We start from the raw sequence: 22,999 nt of genomic DNA, 5'->3' as shown, positions 1-22,999 counted from the left end.
ACCGTTCATAGGCGAGTCAGCCCGCATCGGCGGGCCCGCCGCGCCACCCGTCACCCGTACCGGTGACCCGATCGGCCGGGCGACGGCCGGATCGGCGGGCGGCCATGCGCAGGCCACCCTCCGGTCACCCGGTGGTGCCAGGGTCGGCCCACTATGCCGACACCGCACCACTCGCCGAACCACTCGCCGCACCCCTCGCCGCGCCGCCGGAGCCTGCTCGGCTCGGCGCTCGCCGCCCTGCTCACGGCGGTGGCCGTGTGCGCCGGGGACGCCGCCGCCCGCGTCTTCCCGTACGGGTCGCGCCACCGCAGCATCAACGACCTCGGCAATCAGTTCGTGCCGTTCCACGCGCACCTGTGGGACCTGCTGCACGGCCGCGCGGAGGGCGGGCTGCTGTTCAACTGGCGGTCCGGGTACGGCACGAGTCTCCTGCCGGACCTGGGCACCTATCTGGCCAGCCCCTTCGCGATCCTCGTCGGACTCTTCCCGCGCGCGGACATCGACCTCGCGGTGTACGCCGTCACGGTGCTCAAGACGGCGGCCGCGGCGGCCGCGATGGCCTGGCTGCTGCGCACGCAGCGCCGCGGGCCCTGGTGGGCGGCCGGGCTGCTCGGGGCCTCGTACGCGCTGTGCGGCTGGTCGGTGATCGAGGCCTCGTACAACCCGATGTGGCTGGACGGGCTGATCGCCTTCCCCCTGCTGTGCCTGACCGGTGAATGGGCCCTGCGCGGGCGGCGGATGGTGCTCGCGCCGCTGGTCGTTGCCGTGTGCTGGACGGCGAACTTCTACACCGCCTACATGGCGACGCTGGGTGCGGCGCTGGTGCTGCTGGTACGGGTGGTGCTGACCCGGGAGGGAGTCCGGACCCGGGTGGCGGTGATCGCGCGGGCCGCGGGGACGACCCTGCTGGGGATCGCGCTCGCGGCGCCCGTGCTGGTTCCGCTGTTCCTCAGCTCTGGGCAGGCGTACCCGGGGTGGGCCAAGGAGTTCCGGCCGGTGTCCTGGGCGGACTTCTTCGCCCGGCTGCTGCCGGGGACGTACTCCTTCTCCTCCCCCGCCGTCTTCGTGGGCACCGGGACGCTGCTGCTGGTGGCCGCGCTGCCGTTCCACCGGGCGGCGCCGGCCCGCACCCGGCTGTGGTGGGCGGGGCTCACGGTGGCCGTGGCGCTCTCCCTCCAGTGGGCACCGACCCACCTGGCCTGGCACCTCTTCGCGACCCCGAACGGAAGCCCGTACCGGCAGACCTTCGTCCTGGCCGGGATCGCCGTGATCGCCGCCTGGACCGGGCTGGCGGCGGGCCCGCCGCGGCCGCCGGCGCTGGCGGCGGGGGCGGGCGTGCTCGCGGCCGCCGTGCTGTGGGCGCACGGGAGCACCCTGGTCACGACCGGGGGGTACGTGCTGTTCGCCGGCGGGCTCGTGTCGGCGGGCGCGGCCTGGTGGGCGCTGCGCCACCGTCGGCTGGTCCTGCCGGCCGCCGGGCTGCTGGCCGCGGTGCTGCTGGCCCAGGCGGCCGCGACCACCGCCTACGGCCACAAGGGCAAGCTGGGCGGCCTCGACGACTACCCGTCCTGGGGGCCGGGCCACACCGCGCGCGCCGAGGCGCTGGCGGGGGCCGAGGGCTGGCCGGCGTACCGCACGGATCCGAGCAGGCCGGCCCTGTCGGGCAACGACCCGCTGCTGCTGGGCGGGGAGGGCGGCTCGTACTACAGCAGCCACACCCCTGCGGTGTTCACGCACACGATGGTCGCCCTCGGGGCCGGCTGGACCTCACGCGGACGCAACGTCCAGAGCATCGACAACCCGGTGACGGACGCCCTCTTCGCGGTCGGCGCGCGCCTCCAGCCCGACGGCACGGTCCGCCGCGCGGAGGTCCCCCCGCTGGTGACGACCCGCCCGCCCGGCGCGCCCGTCTCCTACGGCGAGTCCCCCTTCGCCAACCAGGAACTGCTGCTGGGGGCGCGGGTGTACGAGGACCCGCTCGCGCCCGGGACCTGCCGCGCGGGCACGGAGGCCTACCTGTGGGCCCCGGAGTACAACGCGACGGCCCGCCTCGCGGACGGTCCCGCCTTCCGCCTGAACGGCAACGCGCCCCGCAACCGGGCGGCCCTCCAGCCGATGGGCGTCTCCCGCGGTCCCTCCTCGGCCCTGGTCTTCGACGCGGCCCCGCCCCCGCGGTGGACGCTGTCCTGCCTGGACCGTGCCCGGCTCGACACCGCGGTGGCCGCCCTGCGGGCCTCGGCGGCGACCTCCCTGCGCGTCGGCTCCTCGCAGATCCGGGCCGACCTGCCCGAAGGGGCCACGGGCACGGCGGTCCTCTCCGTCCCCGCGATCGCCGGGTGGACCTGCAACGGCCGCCCGGCCGGGGCCCACCTGGGCCTCGTCGCCCTTCCCCTGGACGGCCGCACCACCACCCTGGCCTGCAGTTTCCGGCCTCCCGGCCTGATCCCGGGCACGCTGGCGGCCGGGGCCGCCCTCGTGGTCCTGGGCGGCCTGGCGCTCGGGCGGCGTCAGCGGACCTGACCCAGCCAGTGCAGGGTGCGGCGTATCTCGGCCGGGAAGGGGTGCGCCGGGCCGTGCAGGCGCTCCGCGTCGAACAGCAGGCGGGCCAGGGTGTCGTGGGCCGCCGGCCGGTCGCCGAGGGAGAGCAGCAGGTGCCCGATCCGGCGGCGGACCTCCAGGGGCAGGCCCGGGTCCGGGTTGGCGTAGTGGTTCTCGAAGAGCGGGAGCAGCGCGCGGTACTCCGCCAGGGCCGCGGCCGGCTCGCCCAGTTGCTCCAGGCACTGCGCCGCGTCGTAGCGGAAGCGCAGGGCCTGGGGATCGCCGGCCGGGAACTCGTCGGCGAGGCGGCGCAGTTCGGGCAGGGCGCGGCGGTACTGGCCGTCGTCCATCAGCGTGGCGGCGTACTGCTTGCGCAGGGAGCGCACCACCGGGGAGTGCTCCCCGTGCTCGGCGGCCGCGGCCGGCAGGATCCCGCCGAGGATGTCCACGGCCTGGGTGAGCCGCCCCTGGTCCAGGAGCTTGCGGGCCTCGTCCACGGCGCCCGGGACGTCGGCCTTCGGCGGCGCCGGCGGGGTGCTCGGCCGCGGAGGGACGACCGCGGCCCGGTCCGGCCAGGGGGCGTGCGGGCGCAGGAAGGGCCGGGTCGGGTCGAGCGGGCCGGCCGGGGGACGGCTGTCGCGGGCGGGCAGCAGCGAGGCCAGGGCCTCGTAGACCTCCTGCGCGGAGGCGGGCCGGTCCTGCGGGTCCTTGGCGAGGAGGTGCAGCAGGAGCTTCTCCAGCTCCGCCGGGACCTCCGGGCGCAGCCGGCGGACCGGGACGGGGGGCTCGTACAGGTGGCGGTGCAGGACGCCGAGGGCGGTGGACCCGGCGAAGGGCACGTTGCCGCTGAGGAGTTCGTACAGCAGCACGCCGAGGGCGTAGAGGTCGGTGTACGGGCCCACCGCGCCGCCCATGGCCTGCTCGGGCGCCATGTACGCGGGGCTGCCGATGGGCGAACCGGTGCTGGTGAGGCGGGTGGTGTCGGTGTCCATCACCGAGGCCACGCCGAGGTCCAGGACCAGCACGGTGCCGTCGGGGCGGATCATCACGTTGCGGGGCTTCAGGTCGCGGTGCACGATCGGCACCGCGTGCACGGCCGAGAGGACCGCGCACAGCTGCGCGACGACCGCGACCGCCCACTGCCAGGGGTACGGGTCGTGCTCGGCGAGGTGGTCGGCGAGGTCGGCGCCCTCGACGTAGCCCATGACGAGGTAGAGCTCGTCGCCGTCACTGCCCGCGTCGTGCACGGTGACCAGGCCGGGGTGGTCCACCTGCGCCGTGACCCGGCACTCGCGCACGAAGCGGCGGCGCAGTTCCTCGGCGACCGTGCCGGGGCCGGCGACCTTGTCGGGGCGCAGCAGCTTGACGGCGACGCGTCGGTCGAGGCGCCGGTCGTACGCCGTCCAGACCTGGCCCATGCCGCCCTGGCCGAGGATGGTGGCGAGCTGGTAGCGGTCGCCGATGAGCCGGTCGGTCACTGATTCGGGTCCTGGAAGGCGGTCTGGTTCGGGTCCTGGCGGGGGCCGCCCGGCGGCGGGGTCTGCTTGCGCAGCAGCTCGCTGAGCTCGTCGAGTTCGGCGCGGACCTGCCCGATGCGCGGCGGCGGGGTCGCCTGCGGCGGCACCTGCGGCGGGGCCGGGGCGGGGGTCGGCGCCGGCGTCGGGGTGGAGTGCACGGTGGGGGCCTGGGCGGGCGGGTAGCCGTAGGAGGGCGCGCTCTGCTGCGGGTGGGCGTAGGGCGCGGGCCGGGACGGGTACCACTGCCCGGCCGGCACGCCCGTCCGCACGGCCTCGTGGTGCTTGATGTCGGAGACGAGGAAGTACACGCAGGCCGCCAGGCCGGTGATGAGCGTGCCGAAGCCCCCCGTGTCGCTCTGCCAGCCGGTGGTGTCGCTCGTCGGGTCGAGGCCGAACAGCACGAACCAGAAGACGGAGAGGACGCACGTGGCGACCATCAGGACCCAGTCACGGGTCTTGCGGGTGACCAGTGCGAGCCGCAGCATCGAGCCCCAGGCCAAGAAGCCGCAGCTCAGGATGGGCAGCAGCGTGAACAGCACGCGCAGGCCCACCACCCCCCCGGACGAGGGCTGGGGGCCGTACTGCGGCGGAAGGCCGGGGCCGTGCATCGCTGCTCCTGACGGGCCGTGCGGAAGAAGTTTCGGCTCTGAGGGTATACAGCGTTCCCGGCCAGGAGTGAGGGGATGCGCGCAACCGTTGCACGGTCGCCGCACGGGCCCTCACTCCGGGGTGACGGTGCCGTCCGACAGGCCGTCGTGGAAGCCCTGTACGAGTTGCTCGCCGAGCCGTCCCGCCAGCCGCAGCGCGTCCTCGAACTCGGCGAGCGCCCGGAACCGGGTGCCGTAGCGCTCCTGTTCCGCGAGGGGCAGCCGGGGCAGCCGCAGCCGGCGCACGTCGAGCCGGGTGGCGGTGGAGGCATGGCTGCTGGCGCGGCGGTTGTTGGCGGTGCCGCGTACGAATCCGGCCAGGAACCACGGGTCGAGGGCGGCCGGGTCGGGGCGCAGCAGGGCCACGCCGCGGCCCGGGACGGCGCCCGCGGTGGCCTCGTCGACGACCCGGGCGACGGCGGCGCCGCCGACGAGGGGGACGAGGACGTCGCCGGGCGTGGTGAGCAGGGGCGCGTCGGCGGTGGGCGCCAGGGTTCCGGACGGGCCGGTTCCGGCGTACACGTCGTGCTCGGTGAGGACGGGGGCCGTCCCGCTCCCGCCGCCGGTGCCGGTGTGCAGCTCCAGGGCTCCGGCGCGGGCGAGTTCGCCGATGGTGGTCAGCGGCAGCCGGGCCGCGGCCCGGGCGGGCGGGGCGGCGGGCGGCGGGGTGAGCCGGACGGCCCGGCCGAGGGTCTCGCCGAGCCGCTCCCGTACGGCGCTCAGCTCGGCCGGTCCGCCGCCGGCGGCCGGAGGCGGCAGATGGCGGGCGGGGGTGAGGTCGACGTCGTCGTCCAGGAGCTCGATGACGGGCACGACGCGGCTGACGCCAGGGACCTCGGGGGCGGCGCCGGCGGCGTCGTACGCGTTCCAGGCGCCCTCCACCGTGTCGTGCACGGCGGGCCAGGCGGCCCGGAGCCCGCCGTCGGCGGCGAGGGCCGCGGTGTCGACGAGCAGCAGTCCGGCCGGGGGCGCCGCCTGGGGGGCGGGCCGGCGCAGCACCCACAGGTGCAGCGGGATCCCGTACGGCGGCGCGGCGCCGGCCGGGAGGGCGACGACGGCCCGCAGCGCGCCGCGGCGCAGCAGGTCGGCGCGGATGCGGCGGCCGGAGCGGCGGGCGGCGACGGCGGGCGGCATGAGCAGCACGGCGGTGCCGCCCTCGCGCAGGTGGGCCAGGGCGTGCTGGACCCAGGCGAGTTCGGATTCGGTGCGGGCCGGGAAGCCGTACTCCCAGCGCGGGTCGTAGGCCAGTTCCTCGTGGCCCCAGTTGCGTTCGTTGAACGGCGGGTGGCAGAGCACCGCGTCGACGGCGTCCTGGGCGAAGGCGTCGGCGCGCAGGCTGTCGGCGGCAACCGCGCGGACGGCGGCGGGCCCGTGCAGGGCGAGGCGCAGCGCGGCGAGGGCGGCGAGTTCGGGTGAGGAGTCCTGCGCGTGCAGGGCGGTGGCGCCGGAGACGGCCCGCAGCAGGGTGCCCGTGCCGCAGGCGGGGTCGAGCACCGTGAAGGGCGCGGCGCCGGCCGCTCCGGTGGAGCCGGTGCTTGCACCGGAGGGCCCGGCGAGGGCGGCCATGAGCGCGGCGAGGCCGTCCGGGGTGAGCGTGTACTGGCGGGGGTTGGCGTCGAGGTGGCGGCCGAGGAGGAACTCGAAGGCCTCGCGGGCGCCGAGTTCGGCGCCGAGTTCGGCGGCGGCCCGCAGCAGCGGCATGGCGGCGGGGCGCAGCGGGACCTCGGCGAGCGCGTGGCCCGGCCCCAGGCGCGCGCCGAGCACCCGGTCGAGGACGGGCCGCAGCCGGGCGGCCATGCGCTCGTCGGGGTCGGCGGCCAGTTCCGGCCAGTCGGCGGGCCGGTCGTGTACGACGAGCAGCGCGCTGCCGGCCTTGACGAGTGCGCTGACGGCCCCGCCGGGGTGGGCGGTGATCTGCTGCCAGACGCGCTCGCGCAGCGGGACCTCGGCGAGCTTTCCCTGGGCGCGCAGCCAGTGCTCCACCTCACCCAGGGAGAAGGAGGGGCTGGTCTCGGTACCACCGACGGGCTTGGGGAAGTCGGCGTGGCGGCGGCGCCAGTTGCTGACTGCGGCGCGGCCGACTCCGGCCAGGCGTGCGACCTCGGCCGCGGTGACCTCTGCGGCGTTCTCCTCGGACATGCCCGGGAGCATACCCCGTTGCGCGAGAGAGACCACTTCACACCGTGAACTCGGAATCTTTTGTGAACCGTGTTGACTCGGTTCACAGCTCATGATGTGATCAGGACGTCGAACAGAGCAGCCGCAGTAGTCCAAGAACAGCCGGAGAGGCAGGAGTCACACCCCATGTCCCACACCTCGCGCACGTCCTGGATCACCCGCCACACGAAGCTGACCGGCTGCGGCGCGGTCCTCGCGCTGATGACGGTCGGCGCGTGCGCCGCCCCCGACGAGGCGGGCGAGGGTTCGGGGCCCAAGCCCGCGGCCTCGGCCCCGGCCGCGAAGGGCGGCGACGCCGCGCAGAAGCCGGCCGAGGAGAAGAAGAAGGCCGCCGTCCGCGGCAGTGGCACCTTCGAGGTCGGCAAGGACGTCCAGCCGGGCACCTACCGCACCTCCGGCAACGGCGGCGGCTGCTACTGGGAGCGGAGCAAGGACTCCTCGGGCGAGATCGACTCGATCATCGCCAACGACAACGTGGTCGGCGCGAGCTACGTGACCATCGCGGCCACCGACAAGATCTTCAAGTCCAGCGACTGCAAGGACTGGGAGGCCGTGGACCCCCAGGCGGCCGGCGGATCCCCGAAGACCGAGTTCTCCGGCAAGGCGGGGATGCTCAAGGTCGGCACCGACATCGCCCCCGGCACCTACAAGTCCGCCGGCCCCGCGGAGGAGGGCGGCGGCTGCTACTGGGAGCGCGCCAAGTCCGCGGGCCACGACGTCGACTCGATCATCGCGAACGAGAACCCCACGGGCCCGGCGGTCGTGACGATCGCCGCCGGCGACGCCTACTTCAAGACCACCGACTGCGCGGACTGGAAGAAGGCGGGCTGACCCCCGTCCGGACCCCCGCCGGAATAGATCATTCCGTTTGTCCTTACGCTTGCTCGACCCCCCCTTTTCGATTCCTGCCGTAGAGAGTCCCCATGCGCACCATGCACCGCCTCACCGCCACCACCGCCCTCGCCTGCGCCGCCGCCCTCGGCCTGACCGGATGCTTCGGTCCCGACGGCCCGTTCCCCGAGCTGTCCGGCTCCGAGGTGGCCGACAAGTCCGTGACCGCCCTGCGCGGCGCGTCCTCGCTCACCGTCAGCGGGAAGATCTCGGACGAGGGCAAGCCCGTGGAGATCAACATGGCGGTCAGCAAGACCGGCGACTGCAAGGGGACGTTCTCCGGCCAGGACGGCTCCTTCGAGCTGATCCGCAACGGCGAGTTCGTGTTCATCAAGGCGGACGAGCCCTTCTACCGCGCCCAGATGAAGGACCTGCCCAAGGACCAGGCGGACCAGGCGGTCAAGCAGCTCTCGGGCCACTGGCTGAAGTCGAAGACCTCGGACGCGGACGCGAAGGAGCTGTCCGCCCTGTGTGACCTGGACGAGCTGCTCAAGGACTTCGAGGAGAGCAAGGGCGCGCAGAAGGGCAAGGTCACCACGGTCGGCGACCAGGAGGCCCTGACCCTGACCACGGAGACCACCGAGGGAACCGAGACCCTGCTGGTGGCCACCAAGGGCGAGCCGTACCTGCTGAAGGCGAGCATCACCGGCACGGAGGCGGCCGAGGTCACCTTCACCGGGATCAACCAGCCGGTGAAGGCCGACGCTCCGGCCGGCAAGGACGTCATCGACGCGGACCAGCTCGGCTGACGCGGGCCGGCTCGGCTCGGCTGAGGATCGTCCACCGGTGGAGGCCGGGCCCGCACGGGCCCGGCCTCCACGGCGTGTCAGGACCCGAGGATGGTGGTGAGGAACTCCCCCGTCCAGGCGAGCAGTTCCCGCCCGACCACCGGCTTGCCGCCGATCTTGCCCGCCTTGGGCCGCGGGATCAGCACCTGTGAGGTGGCGGGCTTGAGCACCGACCCCGGGTAGAGGCGCTTGAGCCGCAGCTCCTGCGACTCGCGCAGCTCCACCGGCCCGAACCTGATGTTGTGGCCCTGCAGGGTGATGTCGCCGACGCCGCAGGCCCGGGCGAGCATCCGCAGCCCGGCCACCAGCAGCAGGTTCTCCACCGGCTCCGGCAGCTTGCCGTAGCGGTCGGTGAGCTCCTCCCGTACCGCCTTGATGTCCGCCTCGGAGTTGGCGGAGGCGATGGACCGGTACGCCTGCAGGCGCAGCCGCTCGCCCGGCGCGTAGTCGTGCGGGACGTGCGCGTCGACCGGCAGCTCGATCTTGACCTCCAGCGGCGGCTCCTCCTCCACCCCGCCCTCGATCGCGGCCCGGTAGTCGGCCACGGCCTCGCCGACCATGCGGATGTAGAGGTCGAAGCCGACGCCCGCGATGTGGCCGGACTGCTCGCCGCCGAGCAGGTTGCCCGCGCCGCGGATCTCCAGGTCCTTCATCGCCACGTACATGCCGGCGCCCATCTCGGTGTGCTGGGCGATCGTCGCGAGCCGCTCGTGCGCGGTCTCCGTCAGCGGCTTCTCCGGCGGGTACAGGAAGTACGCGTACCCGCGCTCGCGGCCGCGGCCCACCCGGCCGCGCAGCTGGTGCAGCTGGGACAGGCCGAAGTTGTCGCCGCGCTCCACGATGAGGGTGTTGGCGTTGGAGATGTCGATGCCGGACTCGACGATCGTCGTCGACACCAGCACGTCGAACTTCTTCTCCCAGAAGTCCACGACGACCTGCTCCAGGGCCTGCTCCGACATCTGGCCGTGCGCCGTCGCGATCCGCGCCTCGGGCACGATCTCGCGCAGCTTGGCCGCCGCCCGGTCGATGGACTCGACCCGGTTGTGGATGTAGAAGCACTGGCCCTCGCGCAGCAGTTCACGGCGGATGGCCGCGCCGATCTGCTTCTCCTCGTACGGGCCGACGAAGGTGAGCACCGGGTGTCGCTCCTCCGGCGGGGTGGTGATCGTCGACATCTCGCGGATGCCGGTCACCGCCATCTCCAGGGTGCGCGGGATCGGCGTCGCCGACATCGTCAGCACGTCGACGTTGGCGCGGAGCTTCTTCAGCTGCTCCTTGTGCTCCACGCCGAAGCGCTGCTCCTCGTCGACGATGACCAGGCCCAGGTCCTTGAACCTGGTCTCCTGCGAGAACAGCCGGTGGGTGCCGATGACCACGTCCACCGAGCCCTCCCCCAGGCCCTCCAGGGTGGCCTTCGACTCGGTCTCGTTCTGGAAGCGCGACAGCGCCTTCACGTTGACCGGGAACTGGCTGTAGCGCTCCGAGAAGGTGCCGAAGTGCTGCTGCACGAGCAGGGTCGTCGGCACGAGAACGGCGACCTGCTTGCCGTCCTGGACCGCCTTGAACGCGGCGCGCACGGCGATCTCGGTCTTGCCGTATCCGACATCGCCGCAGATCAGCCGGTCCATGGGGACCGACTTCTCCATGTCCTCCTTGACCTCGGCGATCGTGGTGAGCTGGTCGGGCGTCTCCGCGTACGGGAAGGCGTCCTCCAGCTCGCGCTGCCAGGGGGTGTCGGGGCCGAAGGTGTGGCCGGGGGCCGCCATGCGCGCGCTGTAGAGCTTGATGAGGTCGGCGGCGATCTCCTTGACCGCCTTCTTCGCGCGCGCCTTGGTCTTCGTCCAGTCGGCGCCGCCGAGCCGGTGCAGGGTCGGGGCCTCGCCGCCGACGTACTTGGTGACCTGCTCCAGCTGGTCGGTGGGGATGTAGAGCCGGTCGCCGGGCTGGCCGCGCTTGGCGGGGGCGTACTCGACGAGGAGGTACTCGCGGGTGGCGCCCTGCACCGTCCGCTGGACCATCTCGACGTAGCGGCCCACGCCGTGCTGCTCGTGGACGATGTAGTCGCCGGCCTCCAGGGTCAGCGGGTCGATCGTCTTGCGGCGCCGGGTCGGCATCCGCCCGAGGTCCTTGGTGGCGGTGCGCTGGCCCGTCAGGTCGGTCTCCGTGAGGACGGCCAGGCGCAGCACCGGGTCGACGAAACCGTTGTCGAGGGAACCGCACGCGACGTGGACCAGGCTCGGCTCCAGGGTGCGCAGGTCCGCCTCCAGCCGGGCCGCGATGCCCTCGCCGCCGAGCACCTCGACGGTGCGGGCGGCGGGGCCGTGGCCCTCGGTGAGGTAGACGGTGTGCCAGCCGTCGGCGATCCAGCCCTTGGTGTCGGCCAGTGCCCGGGCGGTGTCGCCGCGGTACGCCTCCGGGGCGTGCATGGCGAGCTTGAGCGTGTCGCCGCCCGCCGTCTCGTCGGCGGCGAAGGGGGAGACCGACCACCACATCATGTTCAGCTCGCGGGCCCGGTCGCGGACCTCCGCGATCCCGCGCAGCGAGGCCGCGCCGACGTCGATGGGGGCCTCGCCGCCGCCCGCCGTCGCCGCCCAGGACGCCATCAGGAACTCCTGGCTCGTCGCCACGAGGTCGGAGGCCCGGGTCCGGACCCGCTCCGGGTCGCAGACCACGGCCATCGACCCGGCCGGCAGGACGTCGATCAGCAGTTCCATGTCGTCGACCAGGACCGGTGCCAGGGACTCCATGCCCTCGACGGCGATCCCCTCGGCGATCTTGTTCAGCAGCTCGCCGAGCTCGGGGTGCGCCTCGGCGAGGGCAGCGGCCCGCTCCCGTACCGAGTCGGTCAGCAGCAGCTCGCGGCAGGGCGGGGCCCACAGCCCGTGCTCGGCGACCTCCAGGGACCGCTGGTCGGCGACCTTGAAGTAGCGGATCTCCTCGACCTCGTCGCCCCAGAACTCGACGCGCAGCGGGTGTTCCTCGGTGGGCGGGAACACGTCGAGGATGCCGCCGCGCACGGCGAACTCCCCGCGCTTCTCGACGAGCTCGACGCGCGCGTACGCGGCGGCGGCCAGCGCCGCGGTGATCTCGCCGAGGTCGCCGCTGCCGCCCTGGCGCAGGCTGACCGGGACCAGGTCCCCGAGCCCCTTGACCTGCGGCTGGAGCACGGACCGGATGGGGGCGACGATCACGCTCACCGGCCCCGCGGCCGGGTCGTCCTTGCTCGGGTGCACGAGCCGGCGCAGGACGGCGAGCCGGCGGCCCATGGTGTCGCTGCGGGGGCTGAGCCGTTCGTGCGGGAGCGTCTCCCAGGACGGGTAGTCCACCACCTCGTCGGGTGGCAGCAGGGAGCGCAGCGCGGCGGCCAGGTCCTCGGCCTCGCGCCCGGTGGCGGTGACCGCCAGCACGGTCCGCTCGGTCTGCCGGGCCAGCGCGGCGATCGCGAAGGGCCGCGCGGCGGCGGGGCCGACCAGGTCCACGTGCATGCGGTTGCCGTCCCCGGCCGCGGTGACCGCCTCGGCGAGGGCGGCGTCCCGGGTGACGGCGTCGAGCAGTCCGTGCAGGCTCATGAAGAGGCTTTCCGTCCGGTGAAGGTCAAAGGGTGTGAGGGGCAACGCGAAGGACCCGACACGTCGCACGGGCCGGGGGTTCCACCCTACGACTCTCCCCCCACCCACGCGCGAGGGATTCGGGTCACCCGCCGGGGTGACGGCGCAGGCGTCACGCCCAGGCCGGCGCCCCGCTCTACGATGTTCCTGTTCTGACTGTCTGAGCTCGCCGCGTCGTCTTCCGCCGGGGAGACGCCTACCGGCCGAGGAGCACGAGTCCGTGACGAGCGATGCGATAGCGCGCCCGGCGCCCGTGGCGCAGGCTGCGGCGAAGCCGCGCCCCGGCTGGTGGGCGGGGCCCTGGGCGGTGGCCGCCGGGCTGTTCCCGGTCTACCTCGTGCTGTCCGTCGGACGGTTCCGGCGGATGGACTGGGCCTCCTGGGACCTGGGGATCTTCGAGCAGGCGATCCGCGCGTACGCGCACCTGCAGGAGCCCGTCGCCGACCTGAAGGGGCCGGGGGCCAACATCCTCGGCGACCACTTCAGCCCGATCATCGCGCTCGTCGCACCCGTCTACCGGGTCTTCCCGGGGCCCGTCACCCTCCTGGTCGTGCAGGCCGCGCTGTTCGCGCTGTCCGCCGTGCCCGTCACCCGGGTGGCCGGGCGGCTCCTCGGCCGGGCCCGCGGGCTCGCCGTCGGCGTCGCCTACGGGCTGTCCTGGGGCATCCAGCGGGCCGTGGAGTTCGACTTCCACGAGATCGCCTTCGCCGTGCCCCTGCTGGCCTTCGCCCTGGAGGCGGTGATCGCGCGCCGCTGGCGGGCCGCCCTGCTGTGGGGGCTGCCGCTGATCCTCGTCAAGGAGGACCTGGGCTTCACCCTCGCCGCCCTGGCCGTGGTGGTGGCCTGGCGGGCCCGGCCCACCGACCGGCGGATCGCCTGGACCGCGCTCGGCGTCGCCGCCGCGGCCTGCGTCTTCGCCGTCCTCGTCTTCACCGTCGTCATACCGGCCTTCGCCACCGCGGGCTACGGCTACTGGGACAAGATCGACGGCGACGGCCCGCTCGGCGGCATCGGCACCAAGCTCGCCACCCTGGGGTGGGTGCTGATCCCCACCTCCGGGCTGCTCGCGCTGCGCTCGCCGCTGCTGCTGGTGGCCGCCCCCACCCTGGGCTGGCGCTTCCTGTCCGGGGACGACCACTACTGGTCCACCGACTGGCACTACAGCGCCGTCCTGATGCCCGTCGTGGCCCTCGCCCTCGTCGACGCCATCGACACCGTCCGGCGCGGCGAGCGGCCCCGGCTGCGCGCGTACGCCCTCCAGCTGCCCACCGCCGTGCTCGCGGCCTCCCTCGCCCTGGCCGCGACCAGCATGCCGACGGCCAAGCTCGCGGAAGCGCACACGTACGAGAAGCCCGAGCGGGTCACGGCCATCGAGCGGCTCCTCGACCGGATCCCCGACGGGGCCACCGTGGAGGCCGACACCACGCCGCTGACCCGGCTGACCTCCCGCTGCCGGGTGCTGTGGATCGGCGGCAGCAAGGGCGTGGTCCCCGACTGGATCACCATCGACAACTCCTCCCGGTGGGCCGGCGAGGACCCCACCGGCTACGCCCGCCAGCTCCACCCCGGCGAGCAGTTCACCGTGGTGGGCGAGGCCGGGGGCGTCGTCCTCATGCAGCGGGGATGACACGACGCCGGTCCGGAACCCCCCAAGGTCCCGGACCGGCGCCTTCCCCCGTACGAACGCGGGCCCGACTACTCGCTCGCGATCGCGTTCAGGACGTTCATCCGCCCCGCCCGGAAGGCCGGGACCAGCGCGGCGAACAGGCCCACGAAGGCCGAGGCGGCGAACACCCCGAGGATCGTCGGCCACGGGATCTCCAGCACCTTCAGGCCCTGGAGCGCCAGCAGCTGCTGCGCGCTGGCCCCCCAGCCCATGCCCAGGCCCAGGCCGAGCAGGGCGCCGAAGAGGGCGATGACCACCGACTCCAGGCGGATCATGCGGCGCAGCTGGCGGCGGGAGAGGCCGATGGCGCGCATCAGGCCGATCTCGCGGGTCCGCTCGACCACCGACAGGGCCAGGGTGTTCACGACGCCCAGGACCGCGACGATGATGGCGAGGCCCAGGAGCCCGTAGACCATGTTCAGCAGCTGGCCGACCTGGTCCTTCAGGGCCTGCTTGTAGTCGGTCTGGTTGAGGACCTTGTACTGCGGGTGCTCGGCCATCGCCGCCTTGACCCCGTTGTAGGCGGCGGCGTCGGACTGCCCGTCCTTGGCGGTGGCCAGCAGCATGAAGGGGAGCGGGAGCCGGTCGGCCGGGACGTTCGCCTGGGCGACGGCGGTGCTGATGTACTTCATGCCCTTGTCGAGGTTGCCCTCGTCGCTGGTGATCGCCGCGACCTTCAGCTTGACGGTGTTGCCGCCGGTGAAGGCGACCGTCAGCTCGTCGCCGACCTTGACGCCGTGCGCGGTGGCGTAGTCCGAGCCGACCGACATGGAGTCCTTGCCGTACGCCGCCGCGTGCTCGCCGGCGACCATCTTGCGGCGGATGTCCTTGGCGTACGTCGGGTCGGTGGCGCCGAGGCCCACCTCCTCGGTGGCGCCGTCGGGAGCGGTGAGCTTGGCCTCGACCTCCCGGTAGGCGGTCACGTGGTCCAGGCCCTGGGTGGCGCGCAGGGCCTGCTCGGCCTGCGGCAGCACGGGCTGTCCGGTCATGGAGTTGACGATGTAGTCCGCGCCGACGGACTTGTCGAGCTCGTCGGTGGCGGAGGCCACCATCGAGGAGCCGACCACCGACAGGCAGGCGACCAGCGCGAGGCCGATCATCAGCGCGGCGGCGGTGGCGCCGGTGCGGCGCGGGTTGCGCAGGGCGTTGCGCTCGGCGAGGCGGCCCACCGACCCGAAGGGCCGCAGTACCACACCGGAGAGCACCCGCACCACGCCCGCGGCGAGCAGCGGGCCGATCACGATGAACCCGATGAGGCTGAAGACGACGCCCAGGCCCAGCCACATCGATCCGGGTCCGGCCTCCTCGGCGGCCGCGGCGAGGAACAGGCCCGCGCCGCCGATGCCGGTGAGGACCAGACCGAGGACGGCGCGGATGACGCCGGCCTTCTTGTCGCCGGGGGTGCCGGACTCGCGCAGGGCGGCCATCGGGGACACCTTGCCCGCCCGGCGGGCAGGGACGAACGCGGCGACGACGGTGACGACGACACCGAGGAAGACGCCGATGACCGGGGTGGTCCAGGCGACGGTCAGATCGTCCGTCGACAGGTGCATGCCCATCTGGCCCATGAGCTCCATGAGTCCGACGGCCAGGCCCACGCCCGCGCCGACACCCAGCACCGAGCCCACGACACCGAGGAGGAAGGCCTCGACGACCACGGACTTCAGGACCTGCCCGCTGTCGGCGCCGATGGCGCGCATCAGGCCGATCTCGCGGGTGCGCTGGGCGACCAGCATCGAGAAGGTGTTGAAGATCAGGAAGATGCCGACGAGGAAGGCGATGCCGGCGAAGCCGAGCATCACGTACTTCATGACGTTGAGGAAGGAGCCGACGTCCTTGCGGTTGGCGTCCGCGGACTCCTTGGCCGTCTGCAGCTTGTACGTGTCCGCGCCGACCGCGGCCGCGACGTGCTGCTTGAGCCGGTCGTCGCTCACCCCGTCCTTCGCGGTGACGTTGACGTGCGTGAACACGCCGGGAGCGCCCAGCAGCTGCTGCTGCGCGGTGGCGGTGTCGAAGTAGACGACGGCCGCACCCGGGTTGGTCACGGTGAAGGCGGCGATACCGGTGATCTTGGCGCGGATGTCGCCGGTGATGGCGATGGTGCGCAGTTCGTCACCGAGCCCCAGACCGTGCTTGTCCGCCGTGTCGGCGTCGACCATCACCTCGGTGGGGCCGCGCGGCGCCTGACCCGAGGTGATCTTCATGGACTTGAGCTCGTTGTCGCTCCAGTTCCCCGCGATGGTGGGGGCGCCGGTGGTCGAGCCCATGTTCTCGTTCTTGGAGTTGACCACCGTGACGGACATCGAGACGACGCCGCCTTCGGCGCTCTTGACGCCCTCGGCCTTGCGGACCTGCTCGACGACCGCGCCGTCCAGCACCTCGGGCTTGCCGCGCTCGGAGATCTCCTCCCCGCTCTCGGCCGTCTTCGGGCTGACCGTCACGTCGGAGCTGGTGACGGCGAACAGCTTGTCGAAGGTGGTGTTCATGGTGTCGGTGAACACCAGGGTGCCGCAGACGAAGGCGACGGAGAGCAGGACCGCGACGGCGGAGAGCGCCATCCTCCCCTTGTGCGCGACGAAGTTGCGCCGCGAGGTCTTCAGGACCATGTTGCTCATGACGTCCGCCCGCGCGCGTCGAAGTCCTTCATGCGGTCCAGGACCTGCTCCGCGGAGGGCCCGTACATCTCGTCGACGATCCGGCCGTCGGCGAGGAAGATGACGCGGTCCGCGTAGGAGGCGGCGACCGGGTCGTGGGTGACCATGACGATGGTCTGCCCCAGCTCGTCCACCGAACGGCGCAGGAAGCCGAGGACCTCGGCGCCCGCCCGGGAGTCCAGGTTTCCGGTCGGCTCGTCGCCGAAGATGATCTGCGGGCGGGCCGCGAGGGCGCGGGCGACCGCCACGCGCTGCTGCTGGCCGCCGGACAGCTCGGTCGGGCGGTGCTTGAGGCGGCCGGCCAGGCCCACCGTCTCCACGACCCGGTTCAGCCACTCCGCGTCGGGCTTGCGGCCCGCGATGTCCATGGGGAGCGTGATGTTCTCCAGGGCGTTGAGCGTGGGCAGCAGGTTGAAGGCCTGGAAGATGAAGCCGATCCGGTCGCGGCGCAGCTGCGTGAGCTTCTTGTCCTTCAGCCCGGTGATCTCGGTGTCGTCCAGGTGGATCTGCCCGCTGGTCACCGTGTCGAGCCCGGCGAGGCAGTGCATCAGCGTGGACTTGCCGGAGCCCGAGGGGCCCATGATCGCGGTGAACTGGCCGCTCATGATGTCCACGTCCACGTCGTCGAGGGCGACGACACGCGTCTCCCCGGAGCCGTAGGCCTTGACGACCTTCCGCGCCCGGGCCGCGACGGCTGCATGCCCTCCAGTGCCCCCGTGCCTGGTTTCGGTCATAGCCGTTGTCACGGTCTTTCTCCTTCTTCGGATGCGTGCGTCTGTTGGTGCGTCTGTGCGTGCGTTCCGTGCGTGCGTTCAGTGCGTGCGTCGCGTCATGAAGTCTCCGGCGGGCGGAGGTCCGGCGCGCTGGTGCCCATCGCCGTATCCGCCCGGGGGTTAACCCCACCCCCCGGCCCCTGGTCCGTAGGTTCCAGTTAAGGAGACGCCCGGGCCCCTCACCTCCTCCGCCGGGAGGAACGACCCCTGGCCCGTTGTGCGGAGCCACCCCTAGGGGTTGTCCACCCTTCGGGGGACCGGCCCTGAGGGATACCGCCGGACACCCGGCGGTGAGAAGGTGTTCCCCGCAGGTACGTGCAGGGGGAAGGGATCTCGGTGGCCGCTGGGGAGAGCACGGACGGAAGTCCGGACGGCATACCCGCCGGCCCCGCCGACACCACGCCGGGGGCAGCCGTTTCGGCCAAGGACGCGGCCGGCGGCACGACCGCGGACCGGTCCGCCGCGCGCCCCCCGGCCGCCGTGGTCGCCTCGCTGATGCTGGGCATGGCCCTCGTCGCCCTCGACAGCACCATCGTCGCCACCGCCGTCCCGCAGATCGTGGGCGACCTCGGCGGCTTCTCCGTCTTCTCCTGGCTCTTCTCCGGCTACCTGCTCGCCGTCACCGTCACCCTGCCCGTCTACGGCAAGCTGTCCGACACCTTCGGCCGCAAGCCCGTGCTGCTCTTCGGCGTCGCCCTCTTCCTCGTCGGCTCGCTGCTGTGCGCGCTCGCCTGGAACATGGCCGCCCTCATCGCCTTCCGGATCATCCAGGGCCTGGGCGGCGGCGCCCTCCAGGGCACGGTCCAGACCCTGGCCGCCGACCTGTACCCGCTCAAGGACCGGCCGAGGATCCAGGCCCGGATGTCCAGCGTCTGGGCCACCTCGGCCGTGGCGGGCCCCGCGCTCGGCGGACTGCTCGCCTCGTACGCGCACTGGCGCTGGATCTTCCTGATCAACCTGCCGCTGGCCGCCCTCGCCCTGTGGATGGTCGCCCGCCACCTGACCGAGCCCGTACGGTCACCCGGGCGCCGGGGCCCGATCGACTGGGCGGGGGCGCTGGGCGTCTTCGCCTGCGGCGGCCTGCTGCTCTTCGCGCTCGTCCAGGGCGGGGTCGCCTGGCCCTGGCTGTCCGCGCCCTCGCTGGGGCTGCTGGGCGCGAGCGCTGTGCTGGCCGCGGTCGTGGTCCGGGTGGAACGCCGGGCCGAGGAGCCGATCCTGCCCGGCTGGGTGTGGCGCCGGCGCACCATCGCCGCCGTCAACCTGGCCATGGGGGCGCTCGGCCTGCTGATGGTCGCCCCGATGGTGTTCATGCCGACGTACGCCCAGTCCGTGCTGGGCCTGGGCCCCGTCGGCGCCGGACTGGTCATGTCGGTGATGACCCTGAGCTGGCCCCTCAGCGCCGCCCTCAGCCAGCACGTCTACCGGCGCATCGGCTTCCGCAACACCGCGGCCGTCGGGATCGGGCTGGCCGCGCTGATCCTGTACTCCTTCACCCTGCTCCCCTACCCGGCCCAACCCTGGCAGCCGGCGCTGATCATGCTGCTGCTGGGCGGCGCCCTCGGCCTCTTCCAGCTCCCGCTGGTCGTCGGCGTCCAGTCCACCGTCGGCTGGTCAGAGCGCGGGACCACGACGGCCTCGGTGCTGTTCTGCCGGCAGGTCGGCCAGAGCGTGGGCGCCGCCCTCCTCGCGGCCGTGGCCAACGCCACCATCGCCGCCCGCCTGGTGGACGCCCCCGGGCCCGGACTCCCCGGCGGCCTGGACGACGTGGCCAAGGCACTGGACCGGCCGGGGCTGCTCCCCCGGGCCGCCGCCGACCACCTGCGCGAGGCCGTGGCCGCCGCCGTGGAGCACATCTTCCTCGGCGCGACGGCGGCCGCCGTGGCCGCGCTGCTGGTCCTGCTGCTGGTGGCGCCGCGCAGGTTCCCGGTCCTGCCGGAACAGCGCGAGGAGTAGCTGCCGAGGAGCGCGAGGAGCAACCGGCAACAGGCCGTGCGGAAAGCCGACTTGTCATGCCCGGGGCCAGTGGGTGACCCTCGTGCCAGGACCGTTTCCGGGGGGACCACGCATGGCATCCGCACTCTGCGCACTGGCGTTACTGGCCGCACTGGCCGGCCCGATCTGCCTGCGGCTCCACCGCCGCCCGGCCTTCATCACCGGCCGCGACGGCCGCCTGTCCACCTCGACCGCGCTCGCCCTGGCCTGGACGGTGATCCTGGTCTGGCTGCTCCTCGCGATCCTCGGCTACGGGCTCACCGCGGGCGGCGGAGTCGCGTACTTCCGGGGCACCGACGGCCCGCTGTCCACCCTGACCACGGTGTACCTGCCGCTGCTCGGCGGCCCGTACGTGGCGCTGATCGCGGCGAAGACGGTCGTCGGCCTGCGCGTGGCGAACGGCAGCCTGGCCAAGCCCGCCGCGAAGCCGACGGAGTCGGGGCGGCGGCCGCTGCGGGAGCTGATCGCGAACGACAGCGGGCGCACCGACCTGGTCGACCTCCAGTACGTCGCGCTCAGCGCCGTCACCATGCTGTACGTGGTGCTGTTCTTCCTCGCGGACGTGGGCACGGGCCTCCCGCGCCTGCCCGCCGAGATGTGGGCCCTGACGGGGGCCCCGGCGGGTGCGTACCTGGTGAACAAGATCGCCGTCCGCCCGAACCCGGTGATCACGAACGTCTCGGCGGACCACGGGCGGCTGACGGTCGAGGGCGGCGGCTTCACCGACGCCCACCTCACGGTGGACGACACCGCCCTACCCGCCACCGCCGACCCGACGGGCGCCCTGACGGCCACCCTTCCGGACACGGCGAGGCCCCCGTTCACGGTGGTGGTCACGGCCCGGGGCCTGCGCAGCGACCCGTACAGGTACGAGCCTGCGGCTCTGCCGGCGCAACGCCCGAGAGACACGCCCTGATCCTGTCCTGCACCCGGGGCATGGCGACGGGGACGGACTGACGACCCCCGCAGGGCACCCTGCGCGCCGGTCGTGACGGGGACGGGTGCGTGCCGGGGCGTCCCCGCAGGGCGCCGAACGAAACCACTCCGCACCCTCCGACGCCCCGCACGTTCGGCGCCCGAGGAGACGCCCCGGCGCGCGTCCGGCCCCGGCGCAACCGGCCCGCTCCCCTGCTCAGGCTGTCTCCTGCGGAGCGAGCCCGCCCTTGTGGCGGGCGTAGTAGCGGGCGACGCGGGCCCGGTTGCCGCAGACCGATGCCACGCACCAGCGGCGGCGGGGGTGCGCCGGCAGGAAGAGCAGGACGCAGTCGTGGGCCTCGCACTCCCGCACCTCCCCCACCTTCGGGCCGGTCAGGAGCTCCGCGACCGCCTCGGCCAGTTCCGCCGCGAGCCGCCGGGCCGGGTCGGCCGGCCGGTGCGCGGCAGCGGTCAGGCCGCCCTCCCGCGTCCAGTCCAGCACGCGGTGGGACGGCGCCGCGGACAGCGCCCCGTTCAGCACGCGCAGCGCCTCGGCCGGGGGCCGCTCACCGCTGCGCGCGGCGGCGAGCGCCGGGCGCGCGGCCTCCCGTACGGCCAGTACGGCGGCCACCTCGGCCGCGCCGACCGCGCCGAGCGGGGTCAGCCGCCCGGCCTGCGCCGGCTCGGCCAGCCAGGCCGCGAGCCCCGCCGGGTCGGCGACGAGGTCACCCTCGGCGGTGCGGGTGTTGAGGAGGTCCAGCGCGAGGGGCTCACCGGTGAGCGGGAAGGTCACTGTCACGCCGCTAATGCTACTGCAACCACTTGACCCATTAGCGATCACCGGGGAAACTAATGGAATCAAGGACACGGGAGGCATGTGATGACCGCTCGCCGCACCATTCCCACCATCCGGCACCGCACCGTCGACGTGGACGGGGTCCGCGTCGCCTACCGCGAGAGCGGCCCCGCCGACGGACCCGTGCTCCTGCTCCTGCACGGCTTTCCCACCGCCTCCCACCAGTTCGCCCGCCTGATGGACGCCCTCGGCGACACCCCGTACCGCCTGATCGCCCCCGACTACCCGGGCTTCGGCCACACCGAGGCCCCCGCCGGATTCACGTACACCTTCGACCGGCTCGCCGACATCGTGGAGGGCTTCACCGACGCCCTCGCCCTGGAGCGCTACGCCCTGTACGTCTTCGACTTCGGCGCTCCCGTCGGACTGCGGCTCGCCGCGCGCCGCCCGGAGCGGGTCACCGGCCTGATCGTCCAGAACGGCAACGCCTACGACGAGGGCCTCTCGGATGCGGCCCGCGCGTTCGCCGGACTGCGGCGCGAGGTCCCGGGCAACGAGGAGCAGGTCCGCGGCCTGTTCACCCCGCAGGGCACCCGCTTCCAGTACGAGACCGGCGTCGCCGACACCAGCCTGGTCTCCCCCGACCACTGGACCCTCGACGTCCACCACCTCGGCCTGCCCGGCCGCGCCGACGCCCAGGCCGACCTGGCCTTCGACTACGCCTCGAACCTCACCCACTACCCCGCCTGGCAGGCATGGCTGCGCGGCGCGCGGATCCCGGTGCTGGTCGTCTGGGGCGCGGGCGACCCCTTCTTCACGCCGGCGGGCGCGAAGGCGTACCTGCGGGACGCCCCCGACGCCGACGTACACGTCTTCGAGGGCGCGGGCCACTTCGCCCTGGAGACCCACCTCCCGGAAATCGCCCCACTGATCGAGGACTTCCTCCGCGAGCTGCGACCTTTCAGCCCCGCCGGCGTTTGAGGCGGTCTGTTCAGCCCCGCCGGCGTTTGAGGCGGTCTGTTCAGCCCCGCCGGCGCTTGAGGCGGTCTGTTCAGCCCCGCCGGCGCTTGAGGCGCGGGCGCGGGGTCAGCCCTCCGCAGGCGCACGCCCCGTCAGCGCCGCCAGGCTGGACCGGACATGATTCATGTGGGCCCGCATCTCCTCCTGCGACTCCGCGTGCTCCCGCAGGATCCGCTCCGTCTCCCGCCCGGCCCGCTCCTCCGCCACCCGCGCCTCCGCAAGCAGCTCCGCCGCCCGCGCCTCCGCGTCCTCCTGCCCGTGCCGCGCCGACTCCTCCGCCTCCGCGAACCCGCGCCGGGCCTCCGCCAGACGCCCCTCCGCGTGCCGATCCAGCTCCGCGTGACGCGCCTCCAGCTCCGCCTCGCGCGCCACCAGCTCCCGCTCCGCCGTCTCCCAGCGCTCCGCCTGCTCCTGCTCGCGCTCCGCCAGCGCCGCCTCCGCCCGCCGCCGCGTCTGCGCCAGCGCAGCCGCCGCCTCCGCACGCCACCCCGCCGCGTCCTGCCGCGCCTGCGCCCGTACGTCGTCGGCCTCCCGCTGCGCCCGCAGCAGCCCCTGCCGGGCCCGTACCTCCGTCTGCTCGCGCACCGCCTCCGCGTCGCCCCGCGCCAGATCCGCCGCCCGGTCCGCACGCGCCTCGGCCGCACCCAGCGTCGCCGACGCGTCCGCCCGCGCCTCCATCCGCAGGGCGTCCGCCTCCTCCTCCGCCAGCAGCAGGATCCGGCGGGCCCGCTCGCTCAGCTCGTCGTACGCCTGCGGGGCCAGCGCCGACACCGCCTCGCGCAGCCGCGCCGCATCCGCCTCCATCTGCTTGGCCAGGACCGTCAGCCGCGCCACCCGCTCCCAGGCCTCGTCACGGCTCCGGGAGAGCCGGGCGAGATACCGGTCGACCTCTTCCATGCGGTAGCCGCGACCGCGCACGGTCGCCATGGGTGCACTCATCCTGGATGCGCCTCTCTCCCGGGGATTCCCGTCAAGGATGCGCCATTTGATCCCAGAAGCCCGAATGGCCGGGCCGA

The 22,999-nt window shown here is 73.6% G+C and carries 15 protein-coding genes; 7 read left to right on the top strand and 8 right to left on the bottom strand.

The window, feature by feature from the left end:
- The first annotated feature begins 153 nt into the window (after positions 1-153).
- Positions 154-2,520, top strand: coding sequence for a YfhO family protein (locus tag OG534_RS22005; protein ID WP_326590019.1), 2,367 nt, complete (start codon positions 154-156; stop codon positions 2,518-2,520).
- On the opposite strand, the gene OG534_RS22000 is transcribed toward OG534_RS22005, so the two are convergent.
- The 3 genes from OG534_RS22000 to OG534_RS21990 all read right to left on the bottom strand — a co-directional run bounded on the left by OG534_RS22000 (position 2,508) and on the right by OG534_RS21990 (position 6,841).
- Entirely contained in the window at positions 2,508-4,016 is a 1,509-nt protein-coding gene (locus tag OG534_RS22000) for a serine/threonine-protein kinase (protein ID WP_326590018.1), read from the bottom strand. The two genes, OG534_RS22005 and OG534_RS22000, sit on opposite strands and share 13 nt — an antisense overlap.
- Positions 4,013-4,663: a hypothetical protein gene (locus OG534_RS21995; RefSeq protein WP_326590016.1), complete on the bottom strand. Its 651-nt coding sequence runs from the start codon at positions 4,661-4,663 to the stop codon at positions 4,013-4,015. The genes OG534_RS22000 and OG534_RS21995 overlap by 4 nt, the downstream gene beginning before the upstream one ends.
- A 111-nt stretch (positions 4,664-4,774) precedes the next feature.
- Positions 4,775-6,841 (bottom strand): N-6 DNA methylase, encoded by a 2,067-nt coding sequence (locus OG534_RS21990; RefSeq protein ID WP_326590015.1) that lies wholly within the window; start codon positions 6,839-6,841, stop codon positions 4,775-4,777.
- Positions 6,842-7,006: 165 nt separating this feature from the next.
- Here OG534_RS21990 and OG534_RS21985 point away from each other — a divergent pair, with 165 nt between their 5' ends.
- The gene (locus OG534_RS21985) at positions 7,007-7,711 is read left to right on the top strand and encodes a hypothetical protein (protein WP_326590014.1); all 705 of its coding nucleotides are present in this window, start codon (positions 7,007-7,009) and stop codon (positions 7,709-7,711) included.
- A gap of 92 nt (positions 7,712-7,803) precedes the next feature.
- Positions 7,804-8,520: a hypothetical protein gene (locus tag OG534_RS21980; protein WP_326590013.1), complete on the top strand. Its 717-nt coding sequence runs from the start codon at positions 7,804-7,806 to the stop codon at positions 8,518-8,520.
- 77 nt (positions 8,521-8,597) lie between these two features.
- Here OG534_RS21980 and mfd read toward each other — a convergent pair whose 3' ends face one another.
- Positions 8,598-12,128, bottom strand: a complete 3,531-nt coding sequence (gene mfd, locus OG534_RS21975; RefSeq protein ID WP_326590011.1) for a transcription-repair coupling factor — start codon at positions 12,126-12,128, stop codon at positions 8,598-8,600.
- A 403-nt stretch (positions 12,129-12,531) separates the two neighbouring features.
- Between mfd and OG534_RS21970 the strand changes: the two genes are divergently transcribed.
- On the top strand, positions 12,532-13,794 hold the full coding sequence (locus tag OG534_RS21970) for a DUF2079 domain-containing protein (protein ID WP_326593753.1): 1,263 nt from the start codon (positions 12,532-12,534) through the stop codon (positions 13,792-13,794).
- 68 nt (positions 13,795-13,862) lie between these two features.
- Here the strand turns inward: OG534_RS21970 and OG534_RS21965 are convergent, their stop codons facing one another.
- The gene (locus OG534_RS21965; RefSeq protein ID WP_326590009.1) at positions 13,863-16,448 is read right to left on the bottom strand and encodes an ABC transporter permease; all 2,586 of its coding nucleotides are present in this window, start codon (positions 16,446-16,448) and stop codon (positions 13,863-13,865) included.
- Complete coding sequence (locus OG534_RS21960; RefSeq protein WP_398564605.1) at positions 16,445-17,221, bottom strand: ABC transporter ATP-binding protein; 777 nt, start codon at positions 17,219-17,221, stop codon at positions 16,445-16,447. The genes OG534_RS21965 and OG534_RS21960 overlap by 4 nt, the downstream gene beginning before the upstream one ends.
- A gap of 375 nt (positions 17,222-17,596) precedes the next feature.
- On the opposite strand from OG534_RS21960, the gene OG534_RS21955 reads away from it, so the two are divergent.
- A complete protein-coding gene (locus OG534_RS21955) occupies positions 17,597-19,213 on the top strand; it encodes an MFS transporter (protein ID WP_326590007.1) in 1,617 nt (538 codons plus the stop codon).
- A gap of 112 nt (positions 19,214-19,325) precedes the next feature.
- Positions 19,326-20,168 carry a hypothetical protein gene (locus OG534_RS21950; protein WP_326590006.1) on the top strand — a complete coding sequence of 281 codons (843 nt, stop codon included), beginning with the start codon at positions 19,326-19,328 and terminating at the stop codon, positions 20,166-20,168.
- A 216-nt stretch (positions 20,169-20,384) separates the two neighbouring features.
- Here OG534_RS21950 and OG534_RS21945 read toward each other — a convergent pair whose 3' ends face one another.
- Complete coding sequence (locus OG534_RS21945; RefSeq protein ID WP_326590005.1) at positions 20,385-20,966, bottom strand: CGNR zinc finger domain-containing protein; 582 nt, start codon at positions 20,964-20,966, stop codon at positions 20,385-20,387.
- Positions 20,967-21,047: 81 nt separating this feature from the next.
- Between OG534_RS21945 and OG534_RS21940 the strand changes: the two genes are divergently transcribed.
- Positions 21,048-21,944, top strand: a complete 897-nt coding sequence (locus OG534_RS21940; protein WP_326590004.1) for an alpha/beta fold hydrolase — start codon at positions 21,048-21,050, stop codon at positions 21,942-21,944.
- A 105-nt stretch (positions 21,945-22,049) separates the two neighbouring features.
- Here the strand turns inward: OG534_RS21940 and OG534_RS21935 are convergent, their stop codons facing one another.
- Positions 22,050-22,910, bottom strand: a complete 861-nt coding sequence (locus tag OG534_RS21935) for a cellulose-binding protein (protein WP_326590002.1) — start codon at positions 22,908-22,910, stop codon at positions 22,050-22,052.
- Positions 22,911-22,999: the final 89 nt, after the last annotated feature.

It is taken from the genome of Streptomyces sp. NBC_01294 (genome assembly GCF_035917235.1).
Taxonomy (GTDB): Bacteria; Actinomycetota; Actinomycetes; order Streptomycetales; family Streptomycetaceae; genus Streptomyces; species Streptomyces caledonius.
This window is presented reverse-complemented; position numbering and strand designations above follow the sequence as displayed.

Coding starts and splice junctions, on each gene's coding strand:
- OG534_RS22005 (WP_326590019.1), top strand. CDS start 154: ATGCCGACACCGCACCACTCGCCGAACCACTCGCCGCACCCCTCGCCG.
- OG534_RS21995 (WP_326590016.1), bottom strand. CDS start 4,663: ATGCACGGCCCCGGCCTTCCGCCGCAGTACGGCCCCCAGCCCTCGTCC.
- OG534_RS21990 (WP_326590015.1), bottom strand. CDS start 6,841: ATGTCCGAGGAGAACGCCGCAGAGGTCACCGCGGCCGAGGTCGCACGC.
- OG534_RS21985 (WP_326590014.1), top strand. CDS start 7,007: ATGTCCCACACCTCGCGCACGTCCTGGATCACCCGCCACACGAAGCTG.
- OG534_RS21980 (WP_326590013.1), top strand. CDS start 7,804: ATGCGCACCATGCACCGCCTCACCGCCACCACCGCCCTCGCCTGCGCC.
- mfd (WP_326590011.1), bottom strand. CDS start 12,128: ATGAGCCTGCACGGACTGCTCGACGCCGTCACCCGGGACGCCGCCCTC.
- OG534_RS21970 (WP_326593753.1), top strand. CDS start 12,532: ATGGACTGGGCCTCCTGGGACCTGGGGATCTTCGAGCAGGCGATCCGC.
- OG534_RS21965 (WP_326590009.1), bottom strand. CDS start 16,448: ATGAGCAACATGGTCCTGAAGACCTCGCGGCGCAACTTCGTCGCGCAC.
- OG534_RS21960 (WP_398564605.1), bottom strand. CDS start 17,221: ATGACCGAAACCAGGCACGGGGGCACTGGAGGGCATGCAGCCGTCGCG.
- OG534_RS21950 (WP_326590006.1), top strand. CDS start 19,326: ATGGCATCCGCACTCTGCGCACTGGCGTTACTGGCCGCACTGGCCGGC.
- OG534_RS21940 (WP_326590004.1), top strand. CDS start 21,048: ATGACCGCTCGCCGCACCATTCCCACCATCCGGCACCGCACCGTCGAC.
- OG534_RS21935 (WP_326590002.1), bottom strand. CDS start 22,910: ATGGCGACCGTGCGCGGTCGCGGCTACCGCATGGAAGAGGTCGACCGG.